This window comes from Planococcus sp. NCCP-2050 (genome assembly GCF_023708025.1).
GTDB lineage: Bacteria > Bacillota > Bacilli > Bacillales_A > Planococcaceae > Planococcus.
Genome location: NZ_BRCX01000002.1, coordinates 389,595 through 416,376 on the forward strand (window position 1 = coordinate 389,595; position 26,782 = coordinate 416,376).

27 protein-coding genes, 7 tRNA genes and 2 rRNA genes are annotated in these 26,782 nt (G+C 47.4%); 2 read left to right on the forward strand and 34 right to left on the reverse strand.

Features of this window, described 5'->3' with window-relative positions; translation table 11 throughout:
* Positions 1–137: 137 nt before the first annotated feature.
* From NFU07_RS11325 to fliW, 3 genes are all read right to left on the reverse strand, one after another.
* Positions 138–1,139 (reverse strand): flagellin N-terminal helical domain-containing protein, encoded by a 1,002-nt coding sequence (locus NFU07_RS11325; protein WP_285835956.1) that lies wholly within the window; start codon positions 1,137–1,139, stop codon positions 138–140.
* Positions 1,140–1,321: 182 nt separating this feature from the next.
* The gene (gene csrA, locus NFU07_RS11330) at positions 1,322–1,543 is read right to left on the reverse strand and encodes a carbon storage regulator CsrA (RefSeq protein WP_052653967.1); all 222 of its coding nucleotides are present in this window, start codon (positions 1,541–1,543) and stop codon (positions 1,322–1,324) included.
* Between the two features lie 3 nt (positions 1,544–1,546).
* A complete protein-coding gene (gene fliW, locus NFU07_RS11335; RefSeq protein ID WP_251478141.1) occupies positions 1,547–1,993 on the reverse strand; it encodes a flagellar assembly protein FliW in 447 nt (148 codons plus the stop codon).
* A 309-nt stretch (positions 1,994–2,302) separates the two neighbouring features.
* Between fliW and NFU07_RS11340 the strand changes: the two genes are divergently transcribed.
* A complete protein-coding gene (locus NFU07_RS11340; protein ID WP_251478143.1) occupies positions 2,303–4,726 on the forward strand; it encodes a bifunctional diguanylate cyclase/phosphodiesterase in 2,424 nt (807 codons plus the stop codon).
* A gap of 48 nt (positions 4,727–4,774) precedes the next feature.
* On the opposite strand, the gene NFU07_RS11345 is transcribed toward NFU07_RS11340, so the two are convergent.
* From NFU07_RS11345 to NFU07_RS11450, 22 genes are all read right to left on the reverse strand, one after another.
* Positions 4,775–5,302, reverse strand: a complete 528-nt coding sequence (locus NFU07_RS11345) for an SF0329 family protein (RefSeq protein ID WP_251478146.1) — start codon at positions 5,300–5,302, stop codon at positions 4,775–4,777.
* Between the two features lie 27 nt (positions 5,303–5,329).
* Positions 5,330–5,815, reverse strand: coding sequence for a tetratricopeptide repeat protein (locus tag NFU07_RS11350; RefSeq protein WP_251478149.1), 486 nt, complete (start codon positions 5,813–5,815; stop codon positions 5,330–5,332).
* Between the two features lie 5 nt (positions 5,816–5,820).
* Positions 5,821–6,777 (reverse strand): MBL fold metallo-hydrolase, encoded by a 957-nt coding sequence (locus NFU07_RS11355; RefSeq protein ID WP_251478151.1) that lies wholly within the window; start codon positions 6,775–6,777, stop codon positions 5,821–5,823.
* A gap of 24 nt (positions 6,778–6,801) precedes the next feature.
* Positions 6,802–7,599, reverse strand: coding sequence for a DUF2785 domain-containing protein (locus tag NFU07_RS11360; protein ID WP_251478154.1), 798 nt, complete (start codon positions 7,597–7,599; stop codon positions 6,802–6,804).
* A gap of 11 nt (positions 7,600–7,610) precedes the next feature.
* On the reverse strand, positions 7,611–8,066 hold the full coding sequence (locus NFU07_RS11365) for a GNAT family N-acetyltransferase (protein WP_251478157.1): 456 nt from the start codon (positions 8,064–8,066) through the stop codon (positions 7,611–7,613).
* Between the two features lie 325 nt (positions 8,067–8,391).
* Positions 8,392–8,958, reverse strand: a complete 567-nt coding sequence (locus NFU07_RS11370; RefSeq protein WP_251478160.1) for an NADPH-dependent FMN reductase — start codon at positions 8,956–8,958, stop codon at positions 8,392–8,394.
* A 12-nt stretch (positions 8,959–8,970) separates the two neighbouring features.
* Positions 8,971–10,026, reverse strand: a complete 1,056-nt coding sequence (locus NFU07_RS11375; protein ID WP_251478163.1) for an LLM class flavin-dependent oxidoreductase — start codon at positions 10,024–10,026, stop codon at positions 8,971–8,973.
* A 163-nt stretch (positions 10,027–10,189) separates the two neighbouring features.
* Positions 10,190–12,031: an adenylate/guanylate cyclase domain-containing protein gene (locus NFU07_RS11380; protein ID WP_251478166.1), complete on the reverse strand. Its 1,842-nt coding sequence runs from the start codon at positions 12,029–12,031 to the stop codon at positions 10,190–10,192.
* An 11-nt stretch (positions 12,032–12,042) separates the two neighbouring features.
* Complete coding sequence (locus NFU07_RS11385) at positions 12,043–12,387, reverse strand: DUF3307 domain-containing protein (RefSeq protein ID WP_251478169.1); 345 nt, start codon at positions 12,385–12,387, stop codon at positions 12,043–12,045.
* A complete protein-coding gene (locus tag NFU07_RS11390; RefSeq protein ID WP_251478173.1) occupies positions 12,384–13,538 on the reverse strand; it encodes a GAF and HD-GYP domain-containing protein in 1,155 nt (384 codons plus the stop codon). The genes NFU07_RS11385 and NFU07_RS11390 overlap by 4 nt, the downstream gene beginning before the upstream one ends.
* Before the next feature lie 113 nt (positions 13,539–13,651).
* Entirely contained in the window at positions 13,652–13,828 is a 177-nt protein-coding gene (locus NFU07_RS11395; protein ID WP_251478175.1) for a hypothetical protein, read from the reverse strand.
* 15 nt (positions 13,829–13,843) lie between these two features.
* On the reverse strand, positions 13,844–14,026 hold the full coding sequence (locus NFU07_RS11400) for a hypothetical protein (RefSeq protein WP_251478178.1): 183 nt from the start codon (positions 14,024–14,026) through the stop codon (positions 13,844–13,846).
* Between the two features lie 88 nt (positions 14,027–14,114).
* The gene (locus NFU07_RS11405) at positions 14,115–14,486 is read right to left on the reverse strand and encodes an iron chaperone (protein WP_251478181.1); all 372 of its coding nucleotides are present in this window, start codon (positions 14,484–14,486) and stop codon (positions 14,115–14,117) included.
* Positions 14,487–14,588: 102 nt separating this feature from the next.
* Complete coding sequence (glmS, locus tag NFU07_RS11410) at positions 14,589–16,391, reverse strand: glutamine--fructose-6-phosphate transaminase (isomerizing) (protein ID WP_251478185.1); 1,803 nt, start codon at positions 16,389–16,391, stop codon at positions 14,589–14,591.
* Between the two features lie 667 nt (positions 16,392–17,058).
* Positions 17,059–18,408: a phosphoglucosamine mutase gene (glmM, locus tag NFU07_RS11415; protein WP_251478187.1), complete on the reverse strand. Its 1,350-nt coding sequence runs from the start codon at positions 18,406–18,408 to the stop codon at positions 17,059–17,061.
* Positions 18,409–18,482: 74 nt separating this feature from the next.
* Complete coding sequence (locus NFU07_RS11420) at positions 18,483–19,490, reverse strand: CdaR family protein (RefSeq protein WP_251478190.1); 1,008 nt, start codon at positions 19,488–19,490, stop codon at positions 18,483–18,485.
* On the reverse strand, positions 19,483–20,319 hold the full coding sequence (gene cdaA / locus NFU07_RS11425) for a diadenylate cyclase CdaA (protein WP_251478193.1): 837 nt from the start codon (positions 20,317–20,319) through the stop codon (positions 19,483–19,485). Before cdaA ends, NFU07_RS11420 begins: the two co-directional genes overlap by 8 nt.
* A 286-nt stretch (positions 20,320–20,605) precedes the next feature.
* Complete coding sequence (locus tag NFU07_RS11430) at positions 20,606–21,238, reverse strand: anti-sigma factor family protein (RefSeq protein ID WP_251478196.1); 633 nt, start codon at positions 21,236–21,238, stop codon at positions 20,606–20,608.
* Positions 21,239–21,250: 12 nt separating this feature from the next.
* On the reverse strand, positions 21,251–21,814 hold the full coding sequence (gene sigW, locus NFU07_RS11435) for an RNA polymerase sigma factor SigW (protein ID WP_052654028.1): 564 nt from the start codon (positions 21,812–21,814) through the stop codon (positions 21,251–21,253).
* A gap of 222 nt (positions 21,815–22,036) precedes the next feature.
* The gene (gene rocF, locus NFU07_RS11440) at positions 22,037–22,945 is read right to left on the reverse strand and encodes an arginase (protein ID WP_251478200.1); all 909 of its coding nucleotides are present in this window, start codon (positions 22,943–22,945) and stop codon (positions 22,037–22,039) included.
* A gap of 70 nt (positions 22,946–23,015) precedes the next feature.
* The gene (locus tag NFU07_RS11445; RefSeq protein ID WP_251478203.1) at positions 23,016–23,579 is read right to left on the reverse strand and encodes a GNAT family N-acetyltransferase; all 564 of its coding nucleotides are present in this window, start codon (positions 23,577–23,579) and stop codon (positions 23,016–23,018) included.
* An 11-nt stretch (positions 23,580–23,590) separates the two neighbouring features.
* Positions 23,591–24,472: a LysR family transcriptional regulator gene (locus NFU07_RS11450; protein WP_251478208.1), complete on the reverse strand. Its 882-nt coding sequence runs from the start codon at positions 24,470–24,472 to the stop codon at positions 23,591–23,593.
* Between the two features lie 106 nt (positions 24,473–24,578).
* Between NFU07_RS11450 and NFU07_RS11455 the strand changes: the two genes are divergently transcribed.
* Positions 24,579–25,658: a citrate synthase/methylcitrate synthase gene (locus tag NFU07_RS11455; RefSeq protein ID WP_251478211.1), complete on the forward strand. Its 1,080-nt coding sequence runs from the start codon at positions 24,579–24,581 to the stop codon at positions 25,656–25,658.
* Positions 25,659–25,731: 73 nt separating this feature from the next.
* On the opposite strand, the gene NFU07_RS11460 is transcribed toward NFU07_RS11455, so the two are convergent.
* The 9 genes from NFU07_RS11460 to NFU07_RS11500 all read right to left on the reverse strand — a co-directional run.
* Positions 25,732–25,804: transfer RNA gene (locus NFU07_RS11460), tRNA-Ala, on the reverse strand.
* A gap of 31 nt (positions 25,805–25,835) precedes the next feature.
* Positions 25,836–25,908, reverse strand: a tRNA-Lys gene (locus NFU07_RS11465).
* 8 nt (positions 25,909–25,916) lie between these two features.
* A tRNA-Gln gene (locus NFU07_RS11470) sits at positions 25,917–25,991 on the reverse strand.
* 10 nt (positions 25,992–26,001) lie between these two features.
* Positions 26,002–26,085, reverse strand: a tRNA-Tyr gene (locus NFU07_RS11475).
* 8 nt (positions 26,086–26,093) lie between these two features.
* Positions 26,094–26,169, reverse strand: a tRNA-Val gene (locus tag NFU07_RS11480).
* Between the two features lie 46 nt (positions 26,170–26,215).
* A tRNA-Glu gene (locus tag NFU07_RS11485) sits at positions 26,216–26,290 on the reverse strand.
* Between the two features lie 56 nt (positions 26,291–26,346).
* Positions 26,347–26,419: transfer RNA gene (locus tag NFU07_RS11490), tRNA-Thr, on the reverse strand.
* Between the two features lie 38 nt (positions 26,420–26,457).
* Positions 26,458–26,573, reverse strand: a 5S ribosomal RNA gene (rrf, locus tag NFU07_RS11495).
* 82 nt (positions 26,574–26,655) lie between these two features.
* Positions 26,656–26,782, reverse strand: a 23S ribosomal RNA gene (locus NFU07_RS11500); the annotation flags it as partial.

A 26,782-nucleotide genomic window follows, 5' to 3' on the forward strand; every position in this document is an offset into this window, starting at 1 on the left:
ATCTTTTATTTTTTCGAACCATCACGTCTGCCGTTTCCAGCTGCGTTGTGGCAATAAAAGCTATAAGGGGTTTCCAGCAATTCACCCGGTCGTAATCTCTGGCTGTTACCGGCCAGGACGACTGTACCTCTGCTCGCTTACGCGGCTTCGGCATAATCAACGTCGCGGATACGTGATTCCGCTGCTGTTAAGTTTTCAGAAGTACTAGATAAGTTATTGATTGTATGCTCAAGTCTGTTTGAAGCTGCACCCATCTTAGATCTTTCCAAAGAAACAGTGTCAATCGCTTTTTGAATGACTGTAATTGCAGCTTGTGCACCTGTTGCAGTTTTCACATCAATAGACTTAGTATTTAAAGAATCTGCATCACTGTTCATCTTGTCAATAGAAAGTCCTAATTGTTGGTCAGTAGAATTTTCAGATCCAATTTGAAGAGTAACTTTATCATTGGAGTTCGTAACAATTGTGCCTGCAGTAGCCGCTTCTGTCCAGTTAGCGTTAACCCCAATTTTAACTCCTAATTGACTAAAATCTAATACTCCAGCATCACCTTCAGTATTTTTAACTGTTTGGGCATTACCCTTTCCATCTGATAATTCCATACCATCAGCTGTGCTAGCAAGAGTATAAGTTGTACCACTTTCTGCCCCACTAATATCAATTGAAGTCACACCATTATTTCCTACTGCCATTGTAGAAGTAGCATCTAACTGCGTTCCAAATTTACCGTCAATCAATGTCTGACCGTTAAATTTAGTTGCAGAAGCAATTCTATCAATTTCAGTATTCAATGCATCAACTTCATCTTGTACAGCTGTACGGTCATTTTCGCTCAAAGTGCCATTTGATGCTTGTGTAGCAAGTTCGTTCATTCGTTGGAGAATAGAATGTGTTTCATTCAATGCACCTTCAGCAGTTTGAAGTAAAGAAATTCCATCTTGAGCATTCTTAGAAGCTTGTTCTAAACCACGAATCTGTCCGCGCATTTTCTCAGAAATTGAAAGACCTGCTGCATCGTCTTTCGCGCTATTGATGCGAAGACCAGAAGAAAGTTTTTCCATGCTGTTCGCTTGAGCACTAGTTGCTGAACTCATTTGACGGTGCGTGTTTAAAGCTGTGATATTGTGATTGATAATCATTTTGTATTACCTCCGTGTAATGTTTTTTGTTTTTTGCAAGCGCCCAAATCCGTTTGGACTGCCTTACAGTATTTATATCGGAGGGCGTTTCGAAATGTTTAGCTTTTTTTAAAAGTTTTTTATAAAGTTTTTCCATTTTCTTTTCTTCCATCAAAAAAGCCTGCATCTCTGCAGGCCTCTCCTCACTTCTTCATCTTCAAAAAATCACTGATATTAATCACATTCGACGTCGCTTGCTTGTTTTCTTCCTGAATCTCCAAATACACTTCTTTCCGGTGGATGGTGATGTGCTTCGGCGCGTTGATGCCGAGCCGGACCATGTCCCCTTCAATGGCCGTAACCGTGATTTCGATATTGTCGTCGACGACAATCGTTTCGCCTTTTTTTCTGCCAAGTACGAGCATCGCTTACACCTGCCCTTGTTCAGTCTGGAATAAACGCTGTTTGATCTGGTAGGTTTTATTGTCCAAGACGATTTGCATGCCGATTTTCTTCCTATTGTTAATGACGAGCGGCGCTTTCAAGTTGGTCGTCGCGTCTTTCATTTCTCCGGTAACGGAAACGGTTGTTAAGACGATGGCGTCTGTCGGTTCTTCCAGTTCCAGCCGCTCCACCAATTGCTCCGCAAGTTTGATGTCGTATTCCGGGAAGAATGAAAACGGATCAACGAGGAAAAAGCTGAGTTCTGCCGATTCAATTGACTGGAGGAAAAAGAATGGCGAGTCGCTGCTTTCATCTGCAGGCAGTAAAACATACTTTTTCATTTCTTCAAAGCCTGGAATTCCTTTTGTAAATGTCAGGACGCGGTCGTCCGCAAGTTCAATTTCGCCGAATTGGCTTGTTTGAATTTTCATGATGGGCCCCTTTCTGTCTGTTCCATTACATAAAATGAGTAGGTTCTCTTATTAGCTTAACCGATATTTTTGAAGCTTCAAGACATATCTTATGCCCTAAATGTTTAAACATTTATAAAATCTTTACAATTTCCTGCTCTAAACTAGTGAAAAAAGACTAGTCATGTGCTATCTTAATAGAGCTATCTCCTAAGACAGTAGGAAATTCGCTTTATTCCAATAAAGTATTCTTTGGTTATTCTCGTAATTTTACCATAAATCGCCTTTTCGAGAATCCCTTATCATTAACCGAGAAAGAGTTGTGTAATCATGGAACCTATTTCATTCACTTATAATTGGCCGCTCGTCATCCTTTCCATCTTTGTCGCAATGTTTTCTGCATTCGTGGCCCTCGACATCAGCAGCCGCCTCGCCATTTCAAAGCAAGGTTTGAAGAAGCGCTGGATCTTGTCTGGCGCCATCGTCATGGGGCTCGGCATTTGGGCGATGCATTTCATCGCCATGCTCGCTTTCCATATGTCGATGGAAGTCAGCTACAGTGTACCGATTGTCATCCTGTCGATTTTGCCGGCGCTCGCTTCCTGCTGGGTGGCTTTCCGCATCATCAGCCGCCCGTCGAATTCGTGGAAACGGCTGCTTGTCGGGGCGTTCTTTATCGGACTTGGCATCATTTCAATGCATTATATCGGCATGGAAGCGATGCAGATGGGCGCGGATATTCAGTATGATCCGTTTCTTTTCGCTTTGTCTGCCTTGATTGCTTTCGCTACGTCTCTTGCGGCGCTTTATTTATTATTCCGTTTGCGCGGGTTGTCCAATTTCCACTGGGGCAAATTCGGCAGTGCGATATTAATGGGCTTTGCTGTAGCGGGCATGCATTATACCGGGATGGCCGCGGCGACGTTTACGCCGGTGGAAGGCCATGTGCACGGCAGCGCTTCATCGATGAACGGCACGCTGCTCGGCTACGCGGTCGGGCTTGGTGCGATGCTGATTTTGAGCCTTGCTTACAACAGCGTCCGCATCGACCGCCGGATTGCCGCCCAGTCGGATGAATCAGAGCTGAAATTCCAGTCGGTCATCGAATCGGCGAATGATGCCATCATCGTCGCAGACCATACTGGCCTAATCACCCAATGGAACCAAGGAGCCGAGCGTATTTTCGGCCATGCCAAAAAAGAAATGATCGGCGAAAACCTGCAAATGATCATTCCGGAACATCATCGCAAACCGCATGAAGACGGCATGCTTCGCTACTATCAATCCCGCATGCCGCAAGTCATCGGCAAAACGATTGAACTGGAAGGTTTGCATAAAGACGGAACCGTATTCCCGATCGAAATGTCGCTTGGCACTTGGGAAACGGAAGACGGTGTGTTCTTCAGCAGCATCATTCGCGACATCACTGAACGGAAACAAACGGACGAGAAAATCAGCAGCCTTGTCTACTTGGATCCATTGACCGGCTTGCCGAACCGCCGCTTGTTCAATGACCGGCTTGCTTCCATGTTGTCCCGTGCCGCTGAAAACCAGCAGCGTTTCTCCTTGCTGTATTTGGATATCGACCATTTTAAATTGGTCAACGATACCTTTGGACATGCGACCGGAGATCAATTACTGATTGAAGTGACGGAGCGTCTGAAAAAGCATGCCGATGAGCGGGATACCATTTCCCGCCTCGGCGGCGACGAATTCATTCTTTTATTGCCGCAGACCGATTCCAGCAAAGCGGCGGAGTTTGCCCAGCAAGTCCTCGACTGCTTTAACGAGCCGTTCCAGTTTAATGGCGAGGAAGTTTTCATCACACCGTCGATCGGCATCAGCCTTTACCCGACTGATGGGGGAGACGCCGAAACTTTGATCAAGAATGCGGACCTTGCCTTGTACCGGGTGAAAGAGGAAGGCAAGAACAATTACCAGTTTTTCACGAAAGACATGAACGAGGAAGTATCGCGGCGTTCGAAAATCGCCATCGGCCTCCGGAAAGGCTTGGACCGCGGCGAATTTACGATCAACTATCAGCCGCAAATCGACATCAAAACCGGTAAGATCATCGGCGTGGAAGCGCTCGTCCGGTGGGTGCACCCGCATATGGGGCCGATTTCCCCGGGCGAATTCATCCCGATTGCGGAAGAAACCGGCACGATTATCCAACTCGGCGAATTTGTTATGCGAAATGCCTGCCTGCAGAACAAAGCCTGGCAAGATGCGGGGCTTCCGAAATTCCGTGTGGCCATCAATATTTCGTCGCGCCAGTTCTCGCAGACGAATCTTAGCGACTTGGTCCACAGCGCCCTTACCGATTCTGGCCTGGAGCCGAAGTATTTGGAGCTGGAATTGACCGAAAGCATCATTCAAGGATCGACGAGCGCGGTTGCGACGATGATGGAACTGAAAGCGATGGGTATTCATTTGTCGATCGATGATTTCGGAACCGGCTATTCGTCACTGAGCTATTTGAAGCTTTTCCCGATCAACACTTTGAAAATCGACCAGTATTTCACACGCAATATCCATGTCGATGTGAAAGACGCGGCGCTTGTCGATACGATTATCCGCATGGCGCATAACCTCGAGTTGAACGTGATTGCAGAAGGTGTGGAGACGAACGAGCAGCTGGATTTCCTGAAAGAACGCCAATGCGACCAGGCACAGGGCTATTACTTCAACCGCCCGCTGCCTGCAGAAGACATTTTGAGATTGTACGGAGACCCGGCGCCTGCCGGGGTGTAACATGGGAAAAGGCTCTTGAGACGAAATGTCTCGAGAGCCTTTTTTGTTTTATACTGTCAAAATTCCTTCCGCTTCGCATCGGAGCTTGTAAACGTTTTGGATCCATTCATGTTCGTGAACGATTCTCTTTTCCATTTTCAAAAGTGTCCGCTTGCCGACGCGCCGGTCCACTAAGCTAAGGATTTGGATGATGTGGTTTTTCGACGCCAGCGATTCAGAGATCGGCGCATTGAAATAGGATTCGAGCGCATCGAAGAAATCGTATTGTGCGTAGATGCCTTCTTGTTTGATTAATTGATGGGCGGTATCCTGGATGCGGATGTTTTCATCGACATCGTCAAATTCATAGAATTCCTGCGAGTGCCGCAGCGCCCATTCCTTTTCATACTCTTCCCGCTCCGCCGTGATCGTGCACATGCTGAGCAATTCTTTTCCGTCTACCGTGATAACCGCGCGCCCAAGCCCATCATGTGCTTTCCGGTAGTTCATGACTTGGAAATCTACTCGGCCAGCGAGCGATTCACAGGTCAGGCTCTTCAACTTCTTTTTCGCTTTGCTCCATTTTGGACTGTACATTTGTTTTCTCCTGTATCATTTCGGATTTCAGTTCCACACTTTGTCCAAGTCTCCTGCATAAAAGCCGATTGCTTTCTGATAGCTTGAAATTTCTTCGTCACTCGTTGTTTCAGCCAAACAGCGAAGCAAGATTTCCATCGCTTGGCTATGCTGTTTTAGATTATAGAGCGTCATCGAATAAAACACACGGATGGCTCGATTTTCCGGAAAAAGTTCAATTCCATTCAAAAAGACGTTCTGCGATTTTTTATACTCGCCTAAAGTTCTCCAAGTACTTCCGAGGCCAATGATGGCCCCTTCCAGATCTTTTCCGGACAAGCCCAATTCAATTGCCTTTTCGTAATAAGGGACAGCTTCCGCTTCTTCGCCCAATACATCAAAGCTCCAGGCACACTGGTAATTCAGCAAAGCATCTTTTGGAAACTGCTCGGCTAATTCCACCAGCAACTTATTCGATTCCCTTGTTTTGCCTTCATTTCTTAACTGGATCGCTTGGTTTAATTGTTCTTCCATCCTATTCATTCCTTCTCTTTTGCCTCATAGAAATTATAGACAGTCTTCAAGTTCCGCTGGATGCCATTCGTCCCTCGCCATTTCGCGTAAGCTTCCGGCAATAAAAATTCCGCTACATACTCCTCGAGAGCCACTTTTTCATCGTGTGCTTGCTTCGCCGAATCACTCAGCAGCAGGAGATAATCATGCATCGCTTCGATGATTTTCACCGAGTGGATCGCGCCATGGCCAGGCAGCACCGCATCAATTTCGAAAGTTTTTAATGCTTCTAAGGTTTTCAAAAAGCCATCGGGGTCGTAGATAGGCAAATGCAACGCTTCTGTCACGATGTCGCCCGCAAACAGGATTTTTTCTTCAGGGAGATACAGAAAACTATCGCTCGGTGTATGCGCTCCGCCCAGGCAATGCAGTTCCACCGTCCGTTTTGAGCCCTGGAAAATGCGGCTGTCTTCAAACGCAACAGTGGGCAAGACCATTTTCATATGCGGCAGTTCTTCTTTCACTCTTGCCATCTCTTCCGATTGATTGATGAGGCTCGCCCGGATCACCGGATTTTCGGCCGCTTTGATTTGATGTTCCAAACTGAGAAGATAATGCGCCATTTCCGCTTGTTCAACGGCAATTTCCTTTAGAACGTTTTGTTCTTCAAATAACTGCCGGGTCAATGAAGTTGAAATGATGGCAGCATCTTCAAATACTTGATTGCCAAAAACGTGGTCGCCGTGATAATGGCTGTTAATAAGATGCTTCACTTTTTTTCCGGTCAGTTTCTCTGCTTGATTTCGCAGCTCCTGTGCCGCAGAAGGCGTACTGAACGAATCGAAGACCAACAGCTCTTCTCCTAAATCCACTACTCCCGCGTTGCTCCAAGCGCCGGTGCCGGGTTTCGCGACCGCCGCAAATATCCCTGCAGCCATTTCATATAAGTGAAAATAATCGGTTTCTGCCCTTAACTCCCCCATAATTCCTCTCCCGTCCGCAAACCTTTACTCCATCGCTTTTAAGCTCTCTCCAATATTCTTTTGCAAGATTGATAAATTCAGCTTCTTACCGGTTTCCACATAGAAACTCTTCAATAACCCTTTGCAGTTCGCCACCAAAAACCAATAGTTTTCTTCAGGCAGCTGCTGTTTTTGAAGCAGCACTTTCTCCGGCATTTCCGTTAATAAATCTTCTATAACTTTCAGATCCATTCCGCGTTCCAACATTTCCAGAAGGGGCATCAATAGCCGCTCCTCTTCCGCATGGACATACACGCTTTCGGAGATAAAGATTTTATTCCATAGCGCTTTTGCGAGTTCCGGGTAAGCCGCTGCATCCAGTTTCGGATTTTTTACAAGTTCATCAAACGCATCCGCCGCATGGGCGACGCTATGCGCCCAGCCTTTTACGGGTACGTAGCCGCGGATATCCTGTTCTGCCGGCATATATGCGAGAAGGGCTTCATGAGTTTTTTCAATCGCCGCTTCCGGTAAAAAATCATGCTTATTGTCGCTGTAAAGAATTGCCGCAATCCAAAGCGATGCGAAAGAACGCGTGAATACCGTATCCGTTCCGCTCTCGCCGATTCCTTTAAACAGCAGCTCCAAAGAGATGTCGAGCAACTCGGCCAATTGATCGCCCTTCAGCCGGCCTTCCATGATCCACGTCGAAAAGGTTCCATAAATCAGTTCGTCCCGGAGTTCACTGTCCACAGAACCGATATGGTCGGCCATCGATTGGATAAGCAAATCGTCTATCGCGTGTTCCCTTTGCAGTTTCCGCTTTAATTCTTCCTCTGTCATAGTTAGTTTCCTCACTTGTTAAAATAATGGATAACCGCCATTTCCTTGCCGAACCGATTGCCTTCATCAATAAACCCTAAGCTTTTATACAGCTGATGGGCTCCCTTATTTTCCGGATGGTAGCCCACAACGATTTTCTCGGCGTTCCATTTTGTTTTCATTTCGTTCATCATCAGCTGCGTTGCCGCTTTTCCGATTCCTGAGCCTTGAAATTTCTTATCAATCATGATGCGGTAAATCCAGTAGCCGTCCAGTTCTTCCGGCACCGTGTTGAACATCAGGAAGCCCACAAGCGTGTCATCTGCGTAAATCACATACGCTTTTAAGGTCGGCTCAAAATGCAGTTGTGCAATCGATACCGCATTCGGTTCAATATGGGCTGCTTGCTCCTCGGATACTTCGAGCCCGCAGCAGGCATACCAGTTTTCTTCATTTACTTCTGTAAACGTTACATTTCTTGCGTTCATCTAGGTTCCCCTTCCAATTTGCGGGGAAAATGCGGAGCTGTTCGTCAGTCCTTCGCCATCCCCTTGTTGATCGTATTGATGTTCATGTAATTATTTGACATAATGACCGCCTCCTTTAATGGTTTTTTTATTTAAATAAAATACGCTCTATTGTTTCAAAAATACGCCCCATTACAAGGGAAATACGCTCAGTAGCACTAAAAATACGCCCAGTAACCGGCTAAATACGCTTCTACACGAAAATCAACGCACAAAAAACACCTTCTAAGATAAACATATCTCAAAAGGCATTTATTGGCAATCTATTCTGAAATTTCATCACTTCTTAAAAATCGTACTCCGCTTCTTTCGCTTCCCGGATCTGCGTAAACGTCTCGGTCAACATTACGGTGTCTTCCACAAGCCGCTCGAGGCGAAGGCGGACATCGTCGTTGACGATTTCTTTCCGGTAGAAATCCTGTTCTTCAATAAAGACGAAGGTCTGGACAAGCTGCGCTTTCATATATGCGAGAATCGGCTTGAGCTGAAGTTCCGCAATCAAGTAATGCTTCGAAGATCCTGCCGTGATGAACAGGCTGACGACTTTGTCGCGAAGCGCGTCCACCGGAAGCAAGTCGAAGATATTCTTTAAGGTCGCCGGAATCGACGCCTGGAAAATCGGCGTGCCGATGATGATGGCGTCCGCTTCCATGAGCGTGCGCGTGACATAGCCTGTGTCGCCTTCATATTCCAAGTAGTTGCGGCCGTCGCTGAACTGGACGTCGTAATCCGCAAGGTCGAGCAAGACGGTTTCTGCGTCCGGGTATTTCGCCGCCAAAACGCTAAGTGTATAATCCATCGCAATCCGGGTTTTCGACCCGACTCTTGAACCGGATAATCCTACGATCTTCATTTTCATCGCCTCCTATTTCGCCGTGTATTTCTTGATGGCCGGCAAGATTTCCGTACCGATCAATTCCAGGTTTTTGCGGATATTGTCAAACGGCATGCCGCCGAAATCGATTTGCGCGATATAGCGCTGGTGGCCGAAGACTTCGTGCTGGTGCAGGATCTTTTCGATGATTTGCTGCGGGCTGCCGACGTTCATGATGTTTTGTGGATCGGCGCCTTGTGCGAATAGCTGTTTCGGGAATCCTTGCCCGTTTGTCAGCTTCATGCCTTCGTTGATATGCGGGTACAGGTCTTTCAAGGCCTGCTGCATCGAATCGGCTGCATAGAAAAAGCCTGCTGTTGCGACCGGCAGCTGGGCTGGGTCGTGTCCGCCTGCTCTTGCCGCTTGTCGGTAGGCATCGATTGTGCGTTTAAATACCGCTGTCGAACCGCCGAGATGCGCCATAAACATCGGCACGCCGGCGTATCCTGCTTTCATCGCACTGGCAGGTGTTCCGCCAACTGCGCGCCAAATCGGCATCGAACCAGTCACAGGGCGCGGCAGCACGCGTGCATCTCTTAGTGGCGCACGGAACTCGCCGTTCCAATTGACTACTTCTTCTTCATTTAAATTCAACAGCAATTCGAATTTCTCTTCGAATAATTCCTCGTAATTGCGGACATCGTAGCCCAGCAAGTCGAACAAGCCGACACGTGACGCACGCCCTGCAACGATTTCTGCACGTCCGCCTGAAATCAAATCGATCGTCGAGAAGTCTTCATAGACCCGTACCGGATCGGAAGTGCTGATGATCGTCGACGAACTCGCGATTTTAATCTTTTCTGTCGCTTGTGCAATTGCCGACAATACAACTGTATGTGCTTGCGTCGCGAAATAGTCCTGATGGCTTTCGCCGACGCTGAAAAAGTCGACGCCTGCTTGTTCTGCGAGCTTGGCGTATTCGATAATTTCATGGACCCGTTCTTTTGCGGAAATCCGTTCACCTGTCAGCGGATTCGGCAAATGATCCCCCAACGTATAAATTCCGAATTCCATCCCTTTGCTTTCATCAATGCGATACTTCTCCATCTATTCCTCCGCCTTTCCATCTATGGTACTAGTATAAACAGTCTTTCCCGCAACTATCTAGAAGAATGTCTCGAATTCAATGCATTTCAGCCAAAGGTCTGAAGGAAAAAATAAAACAGTCCAGAAAGAAGCACGATGGCTCTCTCTGGACTGTCTCCATTTTTTATCCGACTGTTTTGATGGCTGGCGCAGCCGTCTTCAAGCGCATCAATCCCACACTGCCTTCGATGCCTTTCAAGTTCGCCATGAAGGCTTCAAGCTGCATGCCTTTTGCATCCAGTAGTTTCCGCAAATTCGCCTGTTCCATATAGTCGCTGCTGAAGACGATGTCGCCGCCTTCCGCTTGTCCTTCAATGCGCGCTGCAATATTGACGGTGCGGCCGAAATAATCGAGCCGGTCATTTGAATTCACCGCAATTGCCGGTCCGCTGTATAAGCCGATTTTCAAAACGATGTCTTCATTCGCACCGTTATTGAACGCAGCCAGATTCTGTTGGATTTCAAGTGCCGCTTTCAAGCCGTCTTCCGGCAAATGGAACACCGCCATCACCGCATCGCCGATGGTTTTCACGACGCTGCCAGAGTTTTTCGCGATGTGCTGCGTCAAGAATTCAAAATGCCGTCGCACCTGGCCGTAAGCTGCGGCATCACCGACCGTTTCGTATAACGACGTCGAGCCTTTCAAATCCGTGAACAGGATCGTCACCCGGTCGATGCCGATTTTCTTGCCGGGCGACAGCACTTCCGACGAAAACAGATCGTGGAATTCCTGCATCGCCGTGACTTTCGCCGCCGTGACTTTTTCGGCATTCCATGAATCCTGTTCCAGCACAATGACGATGTCGTTCGAACTGGAATTCGTGATTTCGACTTCTGACGGATTTCCAATCGATGCAAACGACCACCCTCCATCGGAATAAACCAAAGAATCGCGTCCTTTTTGCCCCTTGCCTGTCTCGAACCGCACTTGATCATTCGCCTGGACTACCCGTACCCGCAACGATTCCAAGCTTTCGGGAATGTTGAGTAAAACGGTTTCCCCCATCCCAACGATTTTCTGCATCTTTACATGCGGCGTGATCATCGGACCGCCGACGCAATACACTTCCGCATACGCTTTTCGTACAGACGGATGCACCGAAAACTGCAATTCAACGTATTGGTCGAAATTCGCATCGTAGTTGATGCCGCACAGGTCGCAGTGGAATTGTTCGGTGATGTCCGACAACGAATTCTGTTCCGACTTCGATATGCGGCAATTCGGGCAGATCAGATTCCAGCTCAAGTTCAGCATGCCTTCTTTCGTTGCATACAATAAGAGTCGGAGCACTTCGTCCAAGTCCGCATGCCATAAGTTCGCAAGCAGCGCGGGTTCGATATGGGCGACGTCTTGGCTGCTTTTTTCGATCAAATAATCATGAAGCAGTGCCACATACTTTTCTTTCACCGGCCGCTTCCGCAATGCCGTTTCCAGCCGCTCGAGTTCATCGAGCTGCACTTTATGGCTGGACGATTTCTGCGGAGCGTTGAACGGATCATCCGCTCCCGATGCCAAATATTCTTCCAAGTACTTCATGCTGTTTTTCATCGACTGCAAACCGATGAGCGGAATCGCCGCAGCACCTAAAGCGTTGCGCGCTTTGAACGAAGCCTTGATGCGCACGCCGGTTTTATTCGGCGAACCGTCTTTTGCTTCGAATAGTTCAACACCCCACAGGTAATAGTGAAGCGGGCCGCCAATATAGCGGCGCTCCACGGAATACGCACGGTTCTCTTCCCACTGGAACGGATACTCCCGCCAGTGCAGCGGAACCGTGTTGGCGATTTTCGCCCGGCCTTCCCGGAAAAAAACACCGTTGCCTTCTTTTTTCGCTTCACTGAAGGCGACCGGAAAAAGGCCGATGTATAAATTCAAGCGATTGTTGTCGCTCAACAATTTCCAGATCGTTTCTTTACGAAGCGGAAATTCCCGCTCCATCGTATAATTCTTTACTGCATAATTCATCTGCTTCGCTCCTAAGATATCGCAATCGCGACAGCTAATAAAATCACATGGAAGATCTGGTCAGCCATGATGGACAGCCAGACCTTTTCAGGCCCTTTAGCTGTTTGGACACGGCGTACCCAGAAAGCGACAAAAGTTTTGCGGTCTAAAATGACATGTCCGATGAAGATGATGGCAATTCCTTCTAGCGATAAGCCGCCGGATAACCAGCCGACACTCCCCACTATGATTGTATAGACCGACACATGGGTCAATAAAGGCAGCCATTTCGTCGCCTTGTATTTCGCCATCCAAGAAGTCTGCAATAGAAAATCACCGATTAAATGCCCGATTAACAGCCAATCAAACTGGCTCATAGTTTATACTCATCTTCATGTTCAATATCGCAGTCATCAAAGTCATAATTGCATTCTTCGAGGATGCTGATGAACGCATCGACAATTTCTGCATCGAACAGCGTGCCGCGGCAGCGGAGGAGTTCCGCTGCACTTTCCCGGTAAGACAAGCCGACGCTGTAAGAGCGGGTTGTCGTCATCGCATCAAAGGTATCTGCGACGCCGACGATTCTTGCAAATAGCGGAATGTCCCCTTCTTTTAAAGCATCCGGATAGCCGGAGCCGTCTAAGCGTTCATGATGCGAGCGCGTCGCCTCGATTGCATAGACCATCGAAGACTTCGGCTCCATATTCGATAAGATATCCGCTCCGATGACGGTGTGCTGCTTGATCAATTCGTATTCTTCGAATGTCAGGCGCTCCGGTTTTCTGAGCACTTCGTCGGTAATGCCGATTTTGCCGATGTCGTGGAGCAGCGCCGCTTTATAAAGTTCTTCCCGCATCGTCAATCCCAAGCCCAGGCGTTCTCCGATCCAGACGGAATATTTCGCTACCCGTTCCGAATGCCCAGCTGTATACGGATCCCGTGCATCCAGCACTTTTGCGAGCGTCCGGATCATGCTGACGAACATTTTGTAGAGTGCATCGTACATTTGGCTGTTCTGCAGCGCAAGTGCCGATTGGTTCGCGAGCGCTTGGGCAAGTCTCATGTCTTGTTCCGTGAAGAAAGCGGTGTGTTTTTTATTCAGCAATTGCAAGGCGCCAAGTACCGTATCCTTCACAATCAACGGCACGGTAATCATCGATTTCGTTACAAAGCCGCTTGAATGGTCGACCCGGTTTGTCCAGTTCGGATCGGTCGCTGCGTTTTCAATCAGCTGTGCCTGGCCTTCCGAAATGACTTTCCCCACAATGCCTTCATCTTTTTTCAATTTGATATTTAAAATGGTCGAAGACGAGGGGCCGAAAGCCGCCACCGCCTTGATTTCTTCTTTCTCATCATCATCCGTTACCCAAAGCGTCCCCGCTTCCGCGCCGACTACTTCCACCATCTGCAAAAGAATGTTCTGAAACACCTCTTCAATCGCCAAATTGGAATTCAATTGCTTCGATGCATCCAATAAGCTTAAAAGCTCCTGCACTTTTCCTTCTAACTCCGCTATCTGCTCCACTAAACTCCCCCATTTTCCTGTAAAACGCCTTTATCTACTTTATCGGTAATTTCCACCTTACTCTTAACCGGAATTTTTTTCCACAAAAAAAGCCGATGCCCTTCGGCACCAGCTTACCTGTAAAAATCCCAGGCAATCATAATTTTTGCAATCCATTCAAACGAAAAAGCCAAGAGATACAAAGGTGTTGCAACAATCACTACTCCTGCTGCAAAATAACCGAATCCCTTTAACAGCATCCTCGCTACATCGTAAACGGCTCCAGTCAAATCGTCGATAAAATTCAGCATGCCATCCCTCCTTTTTCATTGTTTCGTTAGCCGGTCGGCTCGCGAAATACTGAAAAACAGGAGCACGAAAACAGCTAGTACAAGCACTGTCCAGTAGCTATTATCCTTTACAGCTAGGAAAACGGCGGCAATGCTCAATAAAATCGATAAGATGAGGCCCGCCATCGTCTTCTTGTCATTCAAAACAACCCAGTTCATCGAATCTCCTCCATGCTTTTCATCTAGTATACCATTTCACGTGAGATGATTATGCAATAAACGGAATTTTGACAATTTAATCCCTTTTTCATTTTCGCCAGAAGCTTTGGCAATCAGCTTTGTCTTCGATGTTAAAAGCGATTATTTTCTCAAGTAAATCAAAATCCACCGGCTTGTTCCATGGGATGCGGAATAGTTCCTGCGTCTGGCTATAGCCTGCCTGATCAATCGGTTCTGAAAACTGGACGATGGCCACTTTCTCCGGCGCCACCGATAAATGCTTTTTCGCTACACTGAAAGCGATGATGAACGTGCCGTGGTCCGTGAACATCGGCTGATTCCATTTGATCGCCGTCTCGAGCTGCGGAAATTTCTCCTTGATCCATCCCAGAATTTCTTCGAGCCTTCCCTTGTGATCGGGCTCACCAATCTTCGATAAGAACTCTTCAAATGTCTCCATTAGATCTCCTCCAATTTTAATTGAGTTAACCGTATCATATTTCAAAAGATAAAAAAACGCCCTTTCGGATGGCATATCCGAAGGAGCGTAATTTCATGATTTTTATTCGACTGTTACGGATTTCGCCAAGTTGCGCGGCTTGTCTACGTCGCAGTCGCGGTGAAGCGCTGCATAGTAAGAAATCAATTGCATCGGGATGACCGATACTAATGGTGACAACAATTCATGCACTTTCGGAAGCACAAGGCTGTCGCCGTCTTCCTGCAAGCCTTCCATGGAAATAATGCAAGGGTGTGCACCGCGCGCCGCTACTTCTTTCACGTTGCCGCGGATGCTCAAGTTAACCGCTTCTTGCGTCGCAAGAGCGATAACCGGTGTGCCTTCTTCGATCAAGGCAATCGTACCGTGCTTCAATTCGCCGCCGGCAAAGCCTTCTGCTTGGATGTACGAAATCTCTTTCAATTTCAATGCGCCTTCTAGGCCCACGAAGTAATCCATAACGCGGCCGATAAAGAAGCAATTGCGTGTTGTTGAAAGGAAATCGCGTGCGATTTGTTCCATTTCTTCTTTCATGTCAACTTGCGACTGGATCGCGTTCGCCACGATTCCAAGTTCCTGCACAAGATCAAAGCCGATGTCGATTCCTTTAGATTTAGCTGTTACAGCAGCCAAGATTGAAAGGACAGCGATTTGCGCTGTGTAGGCTTTTGTCGAAGCAACGGCAATTTCAGGTCCTGCATACAACAATAACGTATGGTCAGCTTCACGTGAAAGCGTTGAGCCCGCTACGTTTGTGATCGTTAGTGACGGATGGCCGAGTTTCTTGATTTTCACCAATACTTGGCGGCTGTCTGCTGTTTCGCCTGATTGTGAAATAAAGACGAATAGCGGTTTTTCAGAAAGAAGCGGCATGTTGTAGCCAAATTCACTTGCTACGTGCACTTCTACTGGAATGCCAGCCATTTTTTCCAAATACTCTTTTCCGATCAATCCTGCATGATAGCTTGTACCCGCAGCAATGATGTGGATGCGGTCCGCTTGTTTCACCGCTTCGATGATTTCCGGCTGGATCGTTAATTTTTCATCCGCGCCTTGGTAAGCTTGGATGATTTTGCGCATCACAGCTGGCTGCTCATCGATTTCTTTTAGCATATAGTGAGGGTAAGTCCCTTTTTCGATATCGCTCATGTCGATTTCCGCTTTGAATGGCTGGCGGCTGACCGCTTCCCCATCCAATGTTAAGATTTCGACGCTGTCTTTGCGGACGATGACGATTTCTTTATCCATCAATTCCACGAATTGATCGGTGATTTGCAGCATCGCCATAGCGTCGCTTGCTACGACGTTAAAGCCGTCGCCAAGGCCGACAAGCAATGGGCTCTTGTTTTTCGCAACAAAAATTGTCTGTTCTTCTTCTGCATCAAGCAAAGCGATAGCATAAGAACCTTTCAATAACGTCAAAGTTTTGCTGAACGCTTCTTGAGTTGTCATGCCTTCTTCGACAAATTTGCCGATCAATTGCACGACGATTTCCGTATCTGTGTCAGACTCCATTTCCACGCCAGCCAAGTAATCGCGCTGAATGTGGTGGTAGTTTTCGATGACGCCGTTATGCACCAATGTGAAACGGTCATTTTCGTTTTGGTGAGGGTGCGCATTGACGCGGTTCGGTTTTCCGTGAGTCGCCCAGCGCGTATGGCCGATTCCAGTCGTTCCAACCACTTCATCTTCTACGACAGCACGCAAGTCAGCGATGCGGCCTTTCTCTTTAAAGACGGTGATGCCTTTTCCGTTGCGTACAGCGATACCCGCTGAATCGTAGCCGCGGTATTCCAGGCGTTCAAGCCCTTTTAACAAAATTTCTTTCGAGTCGTTTTCCCCAATATATCCAACAATTCCACACATAATCCAATTCCTCCAGTTTTCTGCAAGTTAAAATAAGCATTTGCATGCGTTCGCAAACACCTTAGTGAGCCCATCCATACCGTTGTACAGCCGATTACTCCGCTGCTTTAAGTATTGGATATGACGACCGGGCTTCGCGGCCGGGAGGTATCCGCCGAAATCTCGATACTCCTCCTCCTCGTCTACTGGAAAGTGACTTGTCCGTCCAATTTTTCCAGTACAGGCGCTTTAACTAGTTTCCTCGTACGCATTACTATCCCCCTTTTTCTGCGGCCCTAAACAGGCAACTTTATCATAACCTCTAACCTGCGCTGCGTCAACGATACACCATTGAAATAGGGCTTAAGGCGAGAACCGGATGGTGCGAAAGACTGGAAAGAATTCGGACATGAAATCGGGTATTCTTCACACGGATAATTGGAAATTATTTAAGGCTGATGGATGTGAAATAAAAAATGCGCGCGCTTGGATGAATTTACGTGCGTTCATAGGAAAATACGCGCGTTCAAGAAGATTTGTGCGCGTTCAGTGAAAAATGTGCGCGCTCACAGAGATTTGCGCGCGTTCAACTGAATTTACGCGCGCTAGCCGCCTTCACACTCTCCATTTGCTCCCCACAAAAAAAGACCGGAAGCAGCTGCCTCCGGTCCATCTCGCTTTATTAAACTTAGTTCATGCCCATTTCTGCTCGCACTACTTCAGCAATGCGCTCTACGTAGTTTTCACAGTCTTCCACTGAAGCTGCTTCCACCATCACGCGGACAAGCGGTTCTGTTCCGGACGGGCGCACAAGTACGCGGCCGTTGCCGTTCATTTCGCTTTCCACTTCGGCAATCTTCTGTGCCACTTTCGCATTGTCCGTCACGGCGTGTTTGTCCGTCACACGGATATTGACGAGCTTCTGCGGGAAGATCGTCATCTCCTCTGCCAGCTCAGACAATTTTTTGCCGGTGATCTTCATGATGTTGACCAACTGCAAGCCTGTCAATAAACCATCGCCGGTTGTGTTGTAATCAAGGAAAATGATGTGGCCCGATTGTTCGCCGCCCAAGTTGTAATCATTTTTCTTCATCTCTTCCACTACGTAGCGGTCACCGACAGCTGTCTGTTTGCTTTCCATGCTGTGTGCTTCCAACGCTTTATAGAAGCCCATATTGCTCATCACGGTAGAAACGACCGTGTTTTTCTTCAATCGCCCTTCGGAATGCAAATGTTTCGCGATTATGTACATAATCTGGTCGCCATCTACAATAGTTCCTTTTTCATCCACTGCGATCAAACGGTCGCCGTCGCCATCAAACGCAAGGCCGATATCCGCTTTTTTCGCTACTACTAGTTCAGCCAGTTTTTCAGGATGCGTCGAACCGACATGGTCGTTGATGTTCAAACCATTTGGCGAAGCGCCCATCGTTGAGATGTCTGCATCCAAATCAGCAAATACGTGTGTAGCTAATGTTGAAGTGGCTCCGTGTGCACAGTCAAGCGCAACATGAATGCCTGCGAACTCTTCGTCCACCGTCTGTTTCAAATACTGGATGTATTTCTGTCCGCCTTCAAAATAATCCGTCACGCTGCCAAGATCTCCGCCAGTTGGGCGCGGCAATGTATCTTCTTCTGCGTCAAGCAACGCTTCGATTTCAAATTCCTGGTCATCCGACAATTTAAAGCCATCCGAACCGAAGAATTTGATGCCGTTGTCTTCAACCGGGTTGTGTGAAGCTGAAATCATGACACCGGCTTCTGCACTCATGACACGGGTTAAATAAGCAACTCCTGGTGTGCTGATGACGCCGAGGCGCATCACTTCTGCACCCACGGATAAAAGGCCGGCTGCTAGTGCGCCTTCCAACATTTCCCCGGAAATACGCGTATCACGGCCGATTAACACTTTCGGTTTGCCTTTTGAGCTTTTTGTTAAGATATATCCGCCGAAGCGGCCTAATTTAAATGCTAATTCCGGTGTTAGTTCGGTATTCGCTACACCCCGCACACCATCAGTTCCAAAATATTTTCCCATTATTTTCTCTCCTTCAATTCTTAAGCTTGAATTGTTTTATGATACTCAATTTTGTTTTATTGCGCTAAAGACATTCACGACGGATTGTCTTCTGCCAGTACCGGATTTTCCACGTCTTCCGGAAGCTGGACCGATTCATCCACGGTGATTTCCGCTTCCACCGTCAGTTTCCCAGGCGAAACGCTGCTTGTGCCTTTCGGCTTTTTCAGTTCCGCTTCCACCGTCGTATCGGTCGGCGTGATGACACCGGCATTGACTTCGACGACAAATTCCGTCAACGCATCCACCACTGTCGGTGGACCTGAAATCTTCACGGTTTCACTGGACGGCGTCAACGACTCGATCGTAACACCTGTCTGCGGCTCACCATTCTCTTCAATCGAGACGGGCACTTCTTTGCTGTATTCTTTGATATCCACGGCCACTTCGACCGCTTCCGGTTCAATCGTAACGTTTTCAAGCTTTGTCAAATCATTGGCAAGAACCCGGACCCGCGCTTCCGTGGTAAAGGAATCGTCCAGTCCTACTTCACCCGTTACGGTCGCTTTCACAAAACTGATGGCATCAATGACACTCTTTGGACCGGTAACTGCCACCGTCTTCGGCTCAGCAGTTATGCCTTTCAGCACAAATCCTTCCGCCAGCAAGCGCTCGTTGATTTCCGGATCGATTCGGAATTCCTGTGTCACCCGCTCTTCAATCGTAATATCAATAAAAGCTGGAGAAATCTGCACACGCAGTTCTTCCGATAAATTTTCTGTCTGGATCGGCACTTGGTGCTCACCAAGCGTCAAATTGCGCAAATCCACGAACAGCGTGAAATCCTTCAGCTGACGTGTTGTCTGAACAATGCTTGTAGGACCTGAAATCGTCAAATCGACGGTCTCAGGCAATCCGCTGACCATTAAATTCGTATCATCATAGAAAACTTCCAATGCCACATCTTCTATCTCTTCCGTTACGGTTCCGCTGCCAGCCGAATCGACTGCCTCATCGCCGGACTTCACCGTGAAAAACAGTAGAAAGGCTAATAGAAGGGCCATAATCCGCAAAAACCAAGGGTTGTCCATCATTTTATCCATTCTTTTTCCCCCTCCAATTCCAACGGGAAGAGTCGGCTGCCTGCTGTTCTGCGCCAAACCAGATGCGGCGCAGTTTCACTTCGAAATCTTCCAATGACAGATTGCGGTGCAAATCGCCGTTCGCCGTTAAGCTGATCGCTCCGGTTTCTTCCGACACAATGACCGTAATCGCATCCGTCACTTCACTGATTCCAAGCGCTGCCCGGTGCCGCGTCCCCAGTTCTTTTGAAATGAACGGGCTTTCCGACAAAGGCAGGTAGCAGGCAGCTGCCGCTATCCGGTTTTTCTGGATGATCACAGCTCCGTCATGCAAAGGCGTATTCGGGATAAATAAGTTAATGAGCAACTCTGACGTAATGTCTGAGTTCATCGGGATTCCAGTTTCGATATATTCACTCAATCCCGTTTCACGTTCAATCGAAATGAGCGCACCGATGCGGCGTTTCGCCATATAACTGACCGATTTCGACATCGCTTCAATTAAACGGCCCCGCTCCGATTCCTCATTCAACTGGCTGCTTGAAAACAGCTTGCCGCGCCCCAATTGCTCCAAGGCACGGCGCATTTCGGGCTGGAATATGATGATAATGGCCAAGAATCCCCAATTCAATACTTGTTGCATAATCCATCCGAGCGTTTCCAAATTGAGTGCTTGGGTAATCAGATACGCAATAATGATAAAGAAGATTCCTTTTAACAATTGGACGGCTTTCGTCCCTTTAATAATCGTGATCAATTTATATACAACGAACCATACCAATAAAATATCAATGACATTCACTAAAAGTTCGAGTGGTGTTTGGTCGGTTAAATTCTCCAAAAACGGCATCTGCAACCCTCACTTTTCAACATCTGCATATCTAATAGTATAGCATAATCAAATCGCGCCTGCCTCGCTTGGAGGGGTTCTAAAACGTATAAACTCTCTTCAAAATTTTTACAAGGCGTACGATACGTCCCATTTCCGAATAATTTGGCCCACGCTATTTCCGTTGCCTTGCCAAACAGCCAAACTTTTCTCCCGGGACCTGCCCTCAACTACTTTCTCCTTATTTATTTTCCCATTTAAAAAACAACTCCATAAGCCGATTTCACTGGCTTACAGGGTTGTCTTTTTATTCTTCCGTATCTTCGCTGCCGCCAAAAATGGAGGCCGCTTCTTTTACGCCTGACTTGATCTGATACCAAAGCCATTCGAAAGCACGGTCGATTTCTTCAATTTCCCCGGTGATGACACCGCTTGACGCCATATACTTTCCGTTAACGAGTGTCACGTTTCCGCGAAGTTCACCTTCGACCCGGATGTCACCGTTCCGGACGGTGATATCCCCCGTCACGACTTGTCCTTCCGGCACGACCACCGTTTCACCTTCCACTACCAGGTTTTCCTGCTTCGTGAACGCAAACTGCTGGTCATCATTGAAGTTTGTGAACAAGGCCGCGCTCATCAAAATACAGAACAGCGCTGCCGCCGTCAAAATCGGATTTTTGCGGAACCAGCGTTGGACGCCGCCCCGTTGGCTTTGTTTCGGCAGACGCTGCATCGTCTTTTGGACAAAATCAGCAGGTGCCTGTATATGAGATGCACTTTGGACAAATGCAATCGTTTTGGTCAGTTCGTGGTATTGCTTTCGACAATCGATGCAGCTCTCTAAATGCGCCTTCAAGACAGCTTCATCGGCAGCATTTATATCCCCATCTAAATAATCATCCATATACTGAATGATGTTCTCCGGACACGTATTCATCGTGCTCGCCTCCTACAAATTGCTCAATTGCTTCCGAAGAGCTTCTCGTCCCCGGTGTATCCGCGTTTTCACGGTCCCAAGCGGCAAATCCAAAATCTCGCTGATTTCCGCCAGCGGCAATTCTTCAATGTACTTTAATACAATAGCGGCACGGTACTTATCTGGCAAGCGGCTGATCTCATATTGCACACGTTCCTGGACTTCCATCCGCATCAGCTCTTCTTCAGGCAGCTGATCATCGTTGGCAATAGAGGAGTACATATCCAACCCTTCCGTTCCGCGCACCTCCGCATCCAGATGGTAATCCGGCTTTTTCTTGCGGATCCGGTCAATGCATAAATTTGTCGCAATGCGGTAAAGCCATGTCGAAAATTTACGCTGCTGATCGAACGTATGAAGATTGACGTAAGCACGCATAAACGCTTCTTGCGCAATGTCTTCCGCTTCATGCTTGTTGTTCAGCATACGGTAGCAGATTTGATAAAGCTGGTGCTGATACAGCTCAACGATTTCGGCGAATGCGTTCTGATCGCCTTTTAACACTTTTTTTATTCGTTTATTGACTAACGCATCCATAATCTCATTTCCCTCCGCCTATGCGGCTGTCTTTTATATACGGACTAGATTCCAAAAGGTTTCAAATTAAATTTTCTTTTTTACAAATCTCTTTCTATCGTATCAAAGTTTACCCATTTAAATCCATGAAATTTTGCGACTCTTTCCGATATAAAAGCTTTTGGCAATAAAAGACTCATTTCTGCCCATAAAAAAACAGGCTTTCGCCTGCTTTTCGCTCGTTTATACTAATTTTTCACCAAACAGCGAACCGATCAATGCGACCGCTACATCCGCCGTCCGGTTCTTTTCGTCTAAAATCGGATTGACTTCAACAAACTCAGCAGAAGTGATGATGCCGGCGTCAAATAATAATTCCATTGCCAAGTGGCTTTCACGGTAAGTGATTCCTCCTGGAACCGGCGTGCCGACACCTGGCGTGTACAAAGGATCGATGCCATCAAGGTCAAGCGATAAATGCACTGCGTCTGTCCGGCGCTCTTCTTTCAAGTACTGAATGGCATCTGCAATCACTTCATTCATGCCCATTTTATCGGTTTCGTGCATGCTATATACACGGATGCCGCGCTCTTTGATCAATTCCCGCTCTCCCGGGTCGACTGAACGCGCTCCGATGATGACAATGTTTTCCGGTTTCACCTTTGGTGAATAGCCGCGGATATGCGTCAATTGCTCATGCCCAAGCCCGAAGCTTGCAGCAAGCGGCATGCCGTGGATATTGCCGGATGGCGACGTGTCGCTCGTATTCATATCTGCATGCGCATCGTACCAAATGACGCCGAGATTTTCATGGCGTTCTGAAATTCCTGCAAGCGTCCCGATGGCAATGCTGTGGTCGCCGCCTAAAACTAATGGAAAGTTTCCAGCTTCCGCCACTTCAAAAACTTTTGCGCCCAGCGCTTCCGTTGCTTCTGTAATCACTTTCAAATTGCGCAGATTCGTGTTTTCTTCCACTGAACCGTCTGCTTGCCCGATTTGGATGTCCCCTTCATCCTTCACCGTATAGCCAAGTTCCTCGATGCGTTCGACCACTCCTGCGTAACGAATGGCACTTGGTCCCATGTCGACGCCGCGGCGATTTTGCCCGTGGTCCATTGGTACACCGATAATCGATACATTCTTTTTATTCATGATTTTATTCCCCCTTAACAAGATGCATTCATTGTAACTGCTAAAGGGGACTTGGCTCAACCGCACAAAATCACGTATATTTATTCAACTTTTCCAACAATTCTTTTTCCACTTCCGGCCATTCCCGATCGATGATGGAATAGACCACAGCATCTCTCGGTTTGCCCGTAGACCGGATCCGCTCATTGCGCAGCACCCCTTCTTTTACTGCGCCGATGCGTTCCAATGCTTTCTGTGAACGGATATTTTCCGCATCTGTCTTGAATTGCACACGAATCATGCCGCGTTCTTCAAAACAATAGTGGAGAAGCGCCAATTTCACTCGGGTATTCACATGTGTGCGCTGTGCCGATTCTGCATAGAACGTCGATCCGATTTCACAGCTTTTATTCGTTTCATCGATTGCATAGATGCGGGTTGTCCCGATAATTTCCGACGTTTCCGGGTTCTCGACGGCAAAGATCAACACGTTGGACTGGTTCAGCCCGGATGCAAGCCACGCTTCCAACTGCTCAAAAGTTTCCACTTTTGTCAGCATGTGTTCGAAAATACCTGGGGTATACAAGCCCCAAAGTGCTTCAAAATCCTCTCTCTTCAATAAACGCAAACGAATGCCTGGCTCTTCGATTATCATTTCTTTTCCTCCTAACTAAAATAGACGGATTGGATCCGCTGCAAAAATTCCTGTTCGAGCTCGCCCATTTCTTTCGCTAAAAAATAGGTCGATACTTTAGGCAACGGAAACAAGTCAAAATGGGCATCCATCAAGCGCCCTTCAATCAATTCCCGCCGCACCATGGATCTCGGCAGAAACGATACGCCGAGCCCTTCCTGGATAAACCTTTTTACGATATGTGCCTGTGTCACTTTCATCGTCCGGATTCCCGTCACTTGCAAGTGCAATTTCAGCAGCAATTCTTCCCAAAATACCGGATGGTGATGAGTAAACAAAAACGAAGATTGAAGCATCGCTTCGGCCGAAACAGTCGGTCCACTTTCATCGTCATAGGCGTCTCTCGGCAAAATGAATAAGAGCGGATCGTCGTAGACAATTTCATGAAGAATATTCCTTCGCACCGGCGGCAAGGCAGAAATTCCCGCTGAAACTTCTCCGTTTTCTACCAAGTCCTCGATTTTCTCGGATTCTTCGACCTGTATGACCAGTTCAATATCCGGATGATTCAATGTGAAGGATTTTAAGATATACGGGAGAACCGTCTCAGCCATTAACGGAGAAATAGCCAATCGCCATTTCTGACGATATCCTTGTGCAAAGGCATGCAGTCCGTCAATGCTCACCTCCACTTGCGCTAAAATTTTTCTTGCTTCACCGAGAAAATGGCGCCCTTCATCGGTAAGTTCTACCCGATTCCTTTCCCGCTTAAATAGAAGTATTCCTAAACTCTCTTCTAATAAACGGATGTGTACGGTCACATTTGGCTGTGACATCAACAAACGTTCGGATGTCTTTCTGAAGTTCAAGGTCTCTGCCGCATCCACAAAAGTTTTTAACCAAGAAAGTTCCATAACTGCCTCCTTTCTTAATTAATAATTTGAATTGTTTTAATTATATATCTTTAATTTTTATAATCAATACAGCGAGGTATGATAAAAGAAAAGGAGGAGAAGGAACATGTTCCAAAAAGGCCTAAAAGGTGTAGTAGCGGTCCAGACAGGCATTGCATCTGTCGACGGGGATAAAGGGGAATTACGCTATCGCGGAAAATTAGTGCATGAAGTGATCAAAGGAAAATCATTTGAAGAAACGGCTTATTTCTTATGGCATGGGCATAGCGCAAGCGCTGCAGAACTTGAAGACTGGGAAGCTTCTTTCATTAAATACCGGAAAGTACCGGAACACATCTTGGAAATCGCGAAATTGCTGCCAAAAGAAGCCCCTATCATAGACGGGCTGCGTACTTTACTTTCAGCTTATAGCCAACAAGAATTTTCACGTACAACTCCTGAGCAACAAGCGTTATCTCTCGTTTCAGTCTTTCCGGTTTTAACGGCTTTACTCTACCGCTTACAGCAAGGACTCCCACCCATCGATGCTCGGGAAGCTTTGAACCACACGGCCAATTATTTATGGATGTTAAAAGGTACAGAGCCGACAGCTGCCCAAATTGAGGCATTGGAAACTTATTTAAAATTGACCATGGAGCACGGCATGAACGCCTCCACTTTCGCCGCACGGGTGACGGTTTCTACCGAATCGGATATGGTGTCAGCCATCACATCAGCGATCGGAACGATGAAAGGCCCCTTGCATGGCGGCGCTCCTTCTGGTGTCATCGATCTGTTGGAAGAAATCCAATCTCCCGAACGAATTGAACCCGTCATTGCCCATAAACTTGATGAAGGAGAGAAAATCATGGGGTTCGGCCATCGCATTTACCGGACAGAAGATCCGCGTTCCATTTTATTGCGTGAAACTTGTTTGGCACTCGCAGGCGAAGACCCTTGGCTCGATTTAGCCGTATCTGCAGAACAGGAAATCATCCGCTTGCTGAATGAACGAAAACCGGGGCGCGCCCTTTACACAAATGTTGAATTTTATGCAGCTGCCATTATGCGCTCGATCGATATGCCGCCGGCTTTATTCACACCCACTTTCAGAGTCGCTCGCATAGTCGGCTGGACTGCTCACGTACTCGAACAGCAGCGGGACAATGTCATTTTCCGGCCGCAATCCGAATACATTGGAAACTAACTAAAAAAAACCCGTCTCCAAGTTAATGGAAACGGGTTTTTACACATGGATAGTACAAATACACATGGAACAATGGAGCCTAGGGGGCTCGAACCCCTGACCTCGACACTGCCAGCGTCGCGCTCTCCCAGCTGAGCTAAGGCCCCGCGCTGAACAGGCGCAGGAAAAAAATAAAAATGAGCCATGAAGGATTCGAACCTTCGACCCTCTGATTAAAAGTCAGATGCTCTACCAACTGAGCTAATGGCTCGAAAAAAATGGCTGGGGTACCTGGATTCGAACCAGGGCATGACGGGATCAAAACCCGTTGCCTTACCGCTTGGCTATACCCCAAAGATAAAACTGGTGGTGGGGGGCAGATTCGAACTGCCGAACCCGAAGGAGCGGATTTACAGTCCGCCGCGTTTAGCCACTTCGCTACCCCACCGAGAAGAATGGTGGAGGATGACGGGATCGAACCGCCGACCCTCTGCTTGTAAGGCAGATGCTCTCCCAGCTGAGCTAATCCTCCACGAAAATCAAAATTTATTTCTATAAATTGTTTTTAAAAAACAATTTGGTGACCCCTACGGGATTCGAACCCGTGTTACCGCCGTGAAAGGGCGGTGTCTTAACCGCTTGACCAAGGGGCCAATATAAATAGTATAACAGTCTCTCACCAATCTACAAAACCTTATGGAAATCAAAAAGCTTCCAACCGGGTTCGAACCGGTGACCTCTTCCTTACCATGGAAGCACTCTACCTGCTGAGCTATGGAAGCAAGGTAAAAGATTCGTTGCGGTAAAAAAACATAGAATAGCCCAGCGACGTCCTACTCTCACAGGGGGAGACCCCCAACTACCATCGGCGCAAAAGAGCTTAACTTCCGTGTTCGGGATGGGAACGGGTGTGGCCTCTTTGCCATCATCACTGGACTATTTTTTTCAGAGTGACTTGTTCACTCAAAACTGGATATTCGACATCGAAACAGGTGAAACGCGCGCTTCACAAAGCAATTTGGTTAAGTCCTCGATCGATTAGTATTCGTCAGCTGCACGTGTCGCCACGCTTCCACCTCGAACCTATCTACCTCATCGTCTTTGAGGGATCTTACTTGCTTGCGCAATGGGAAATCTCATCTTGA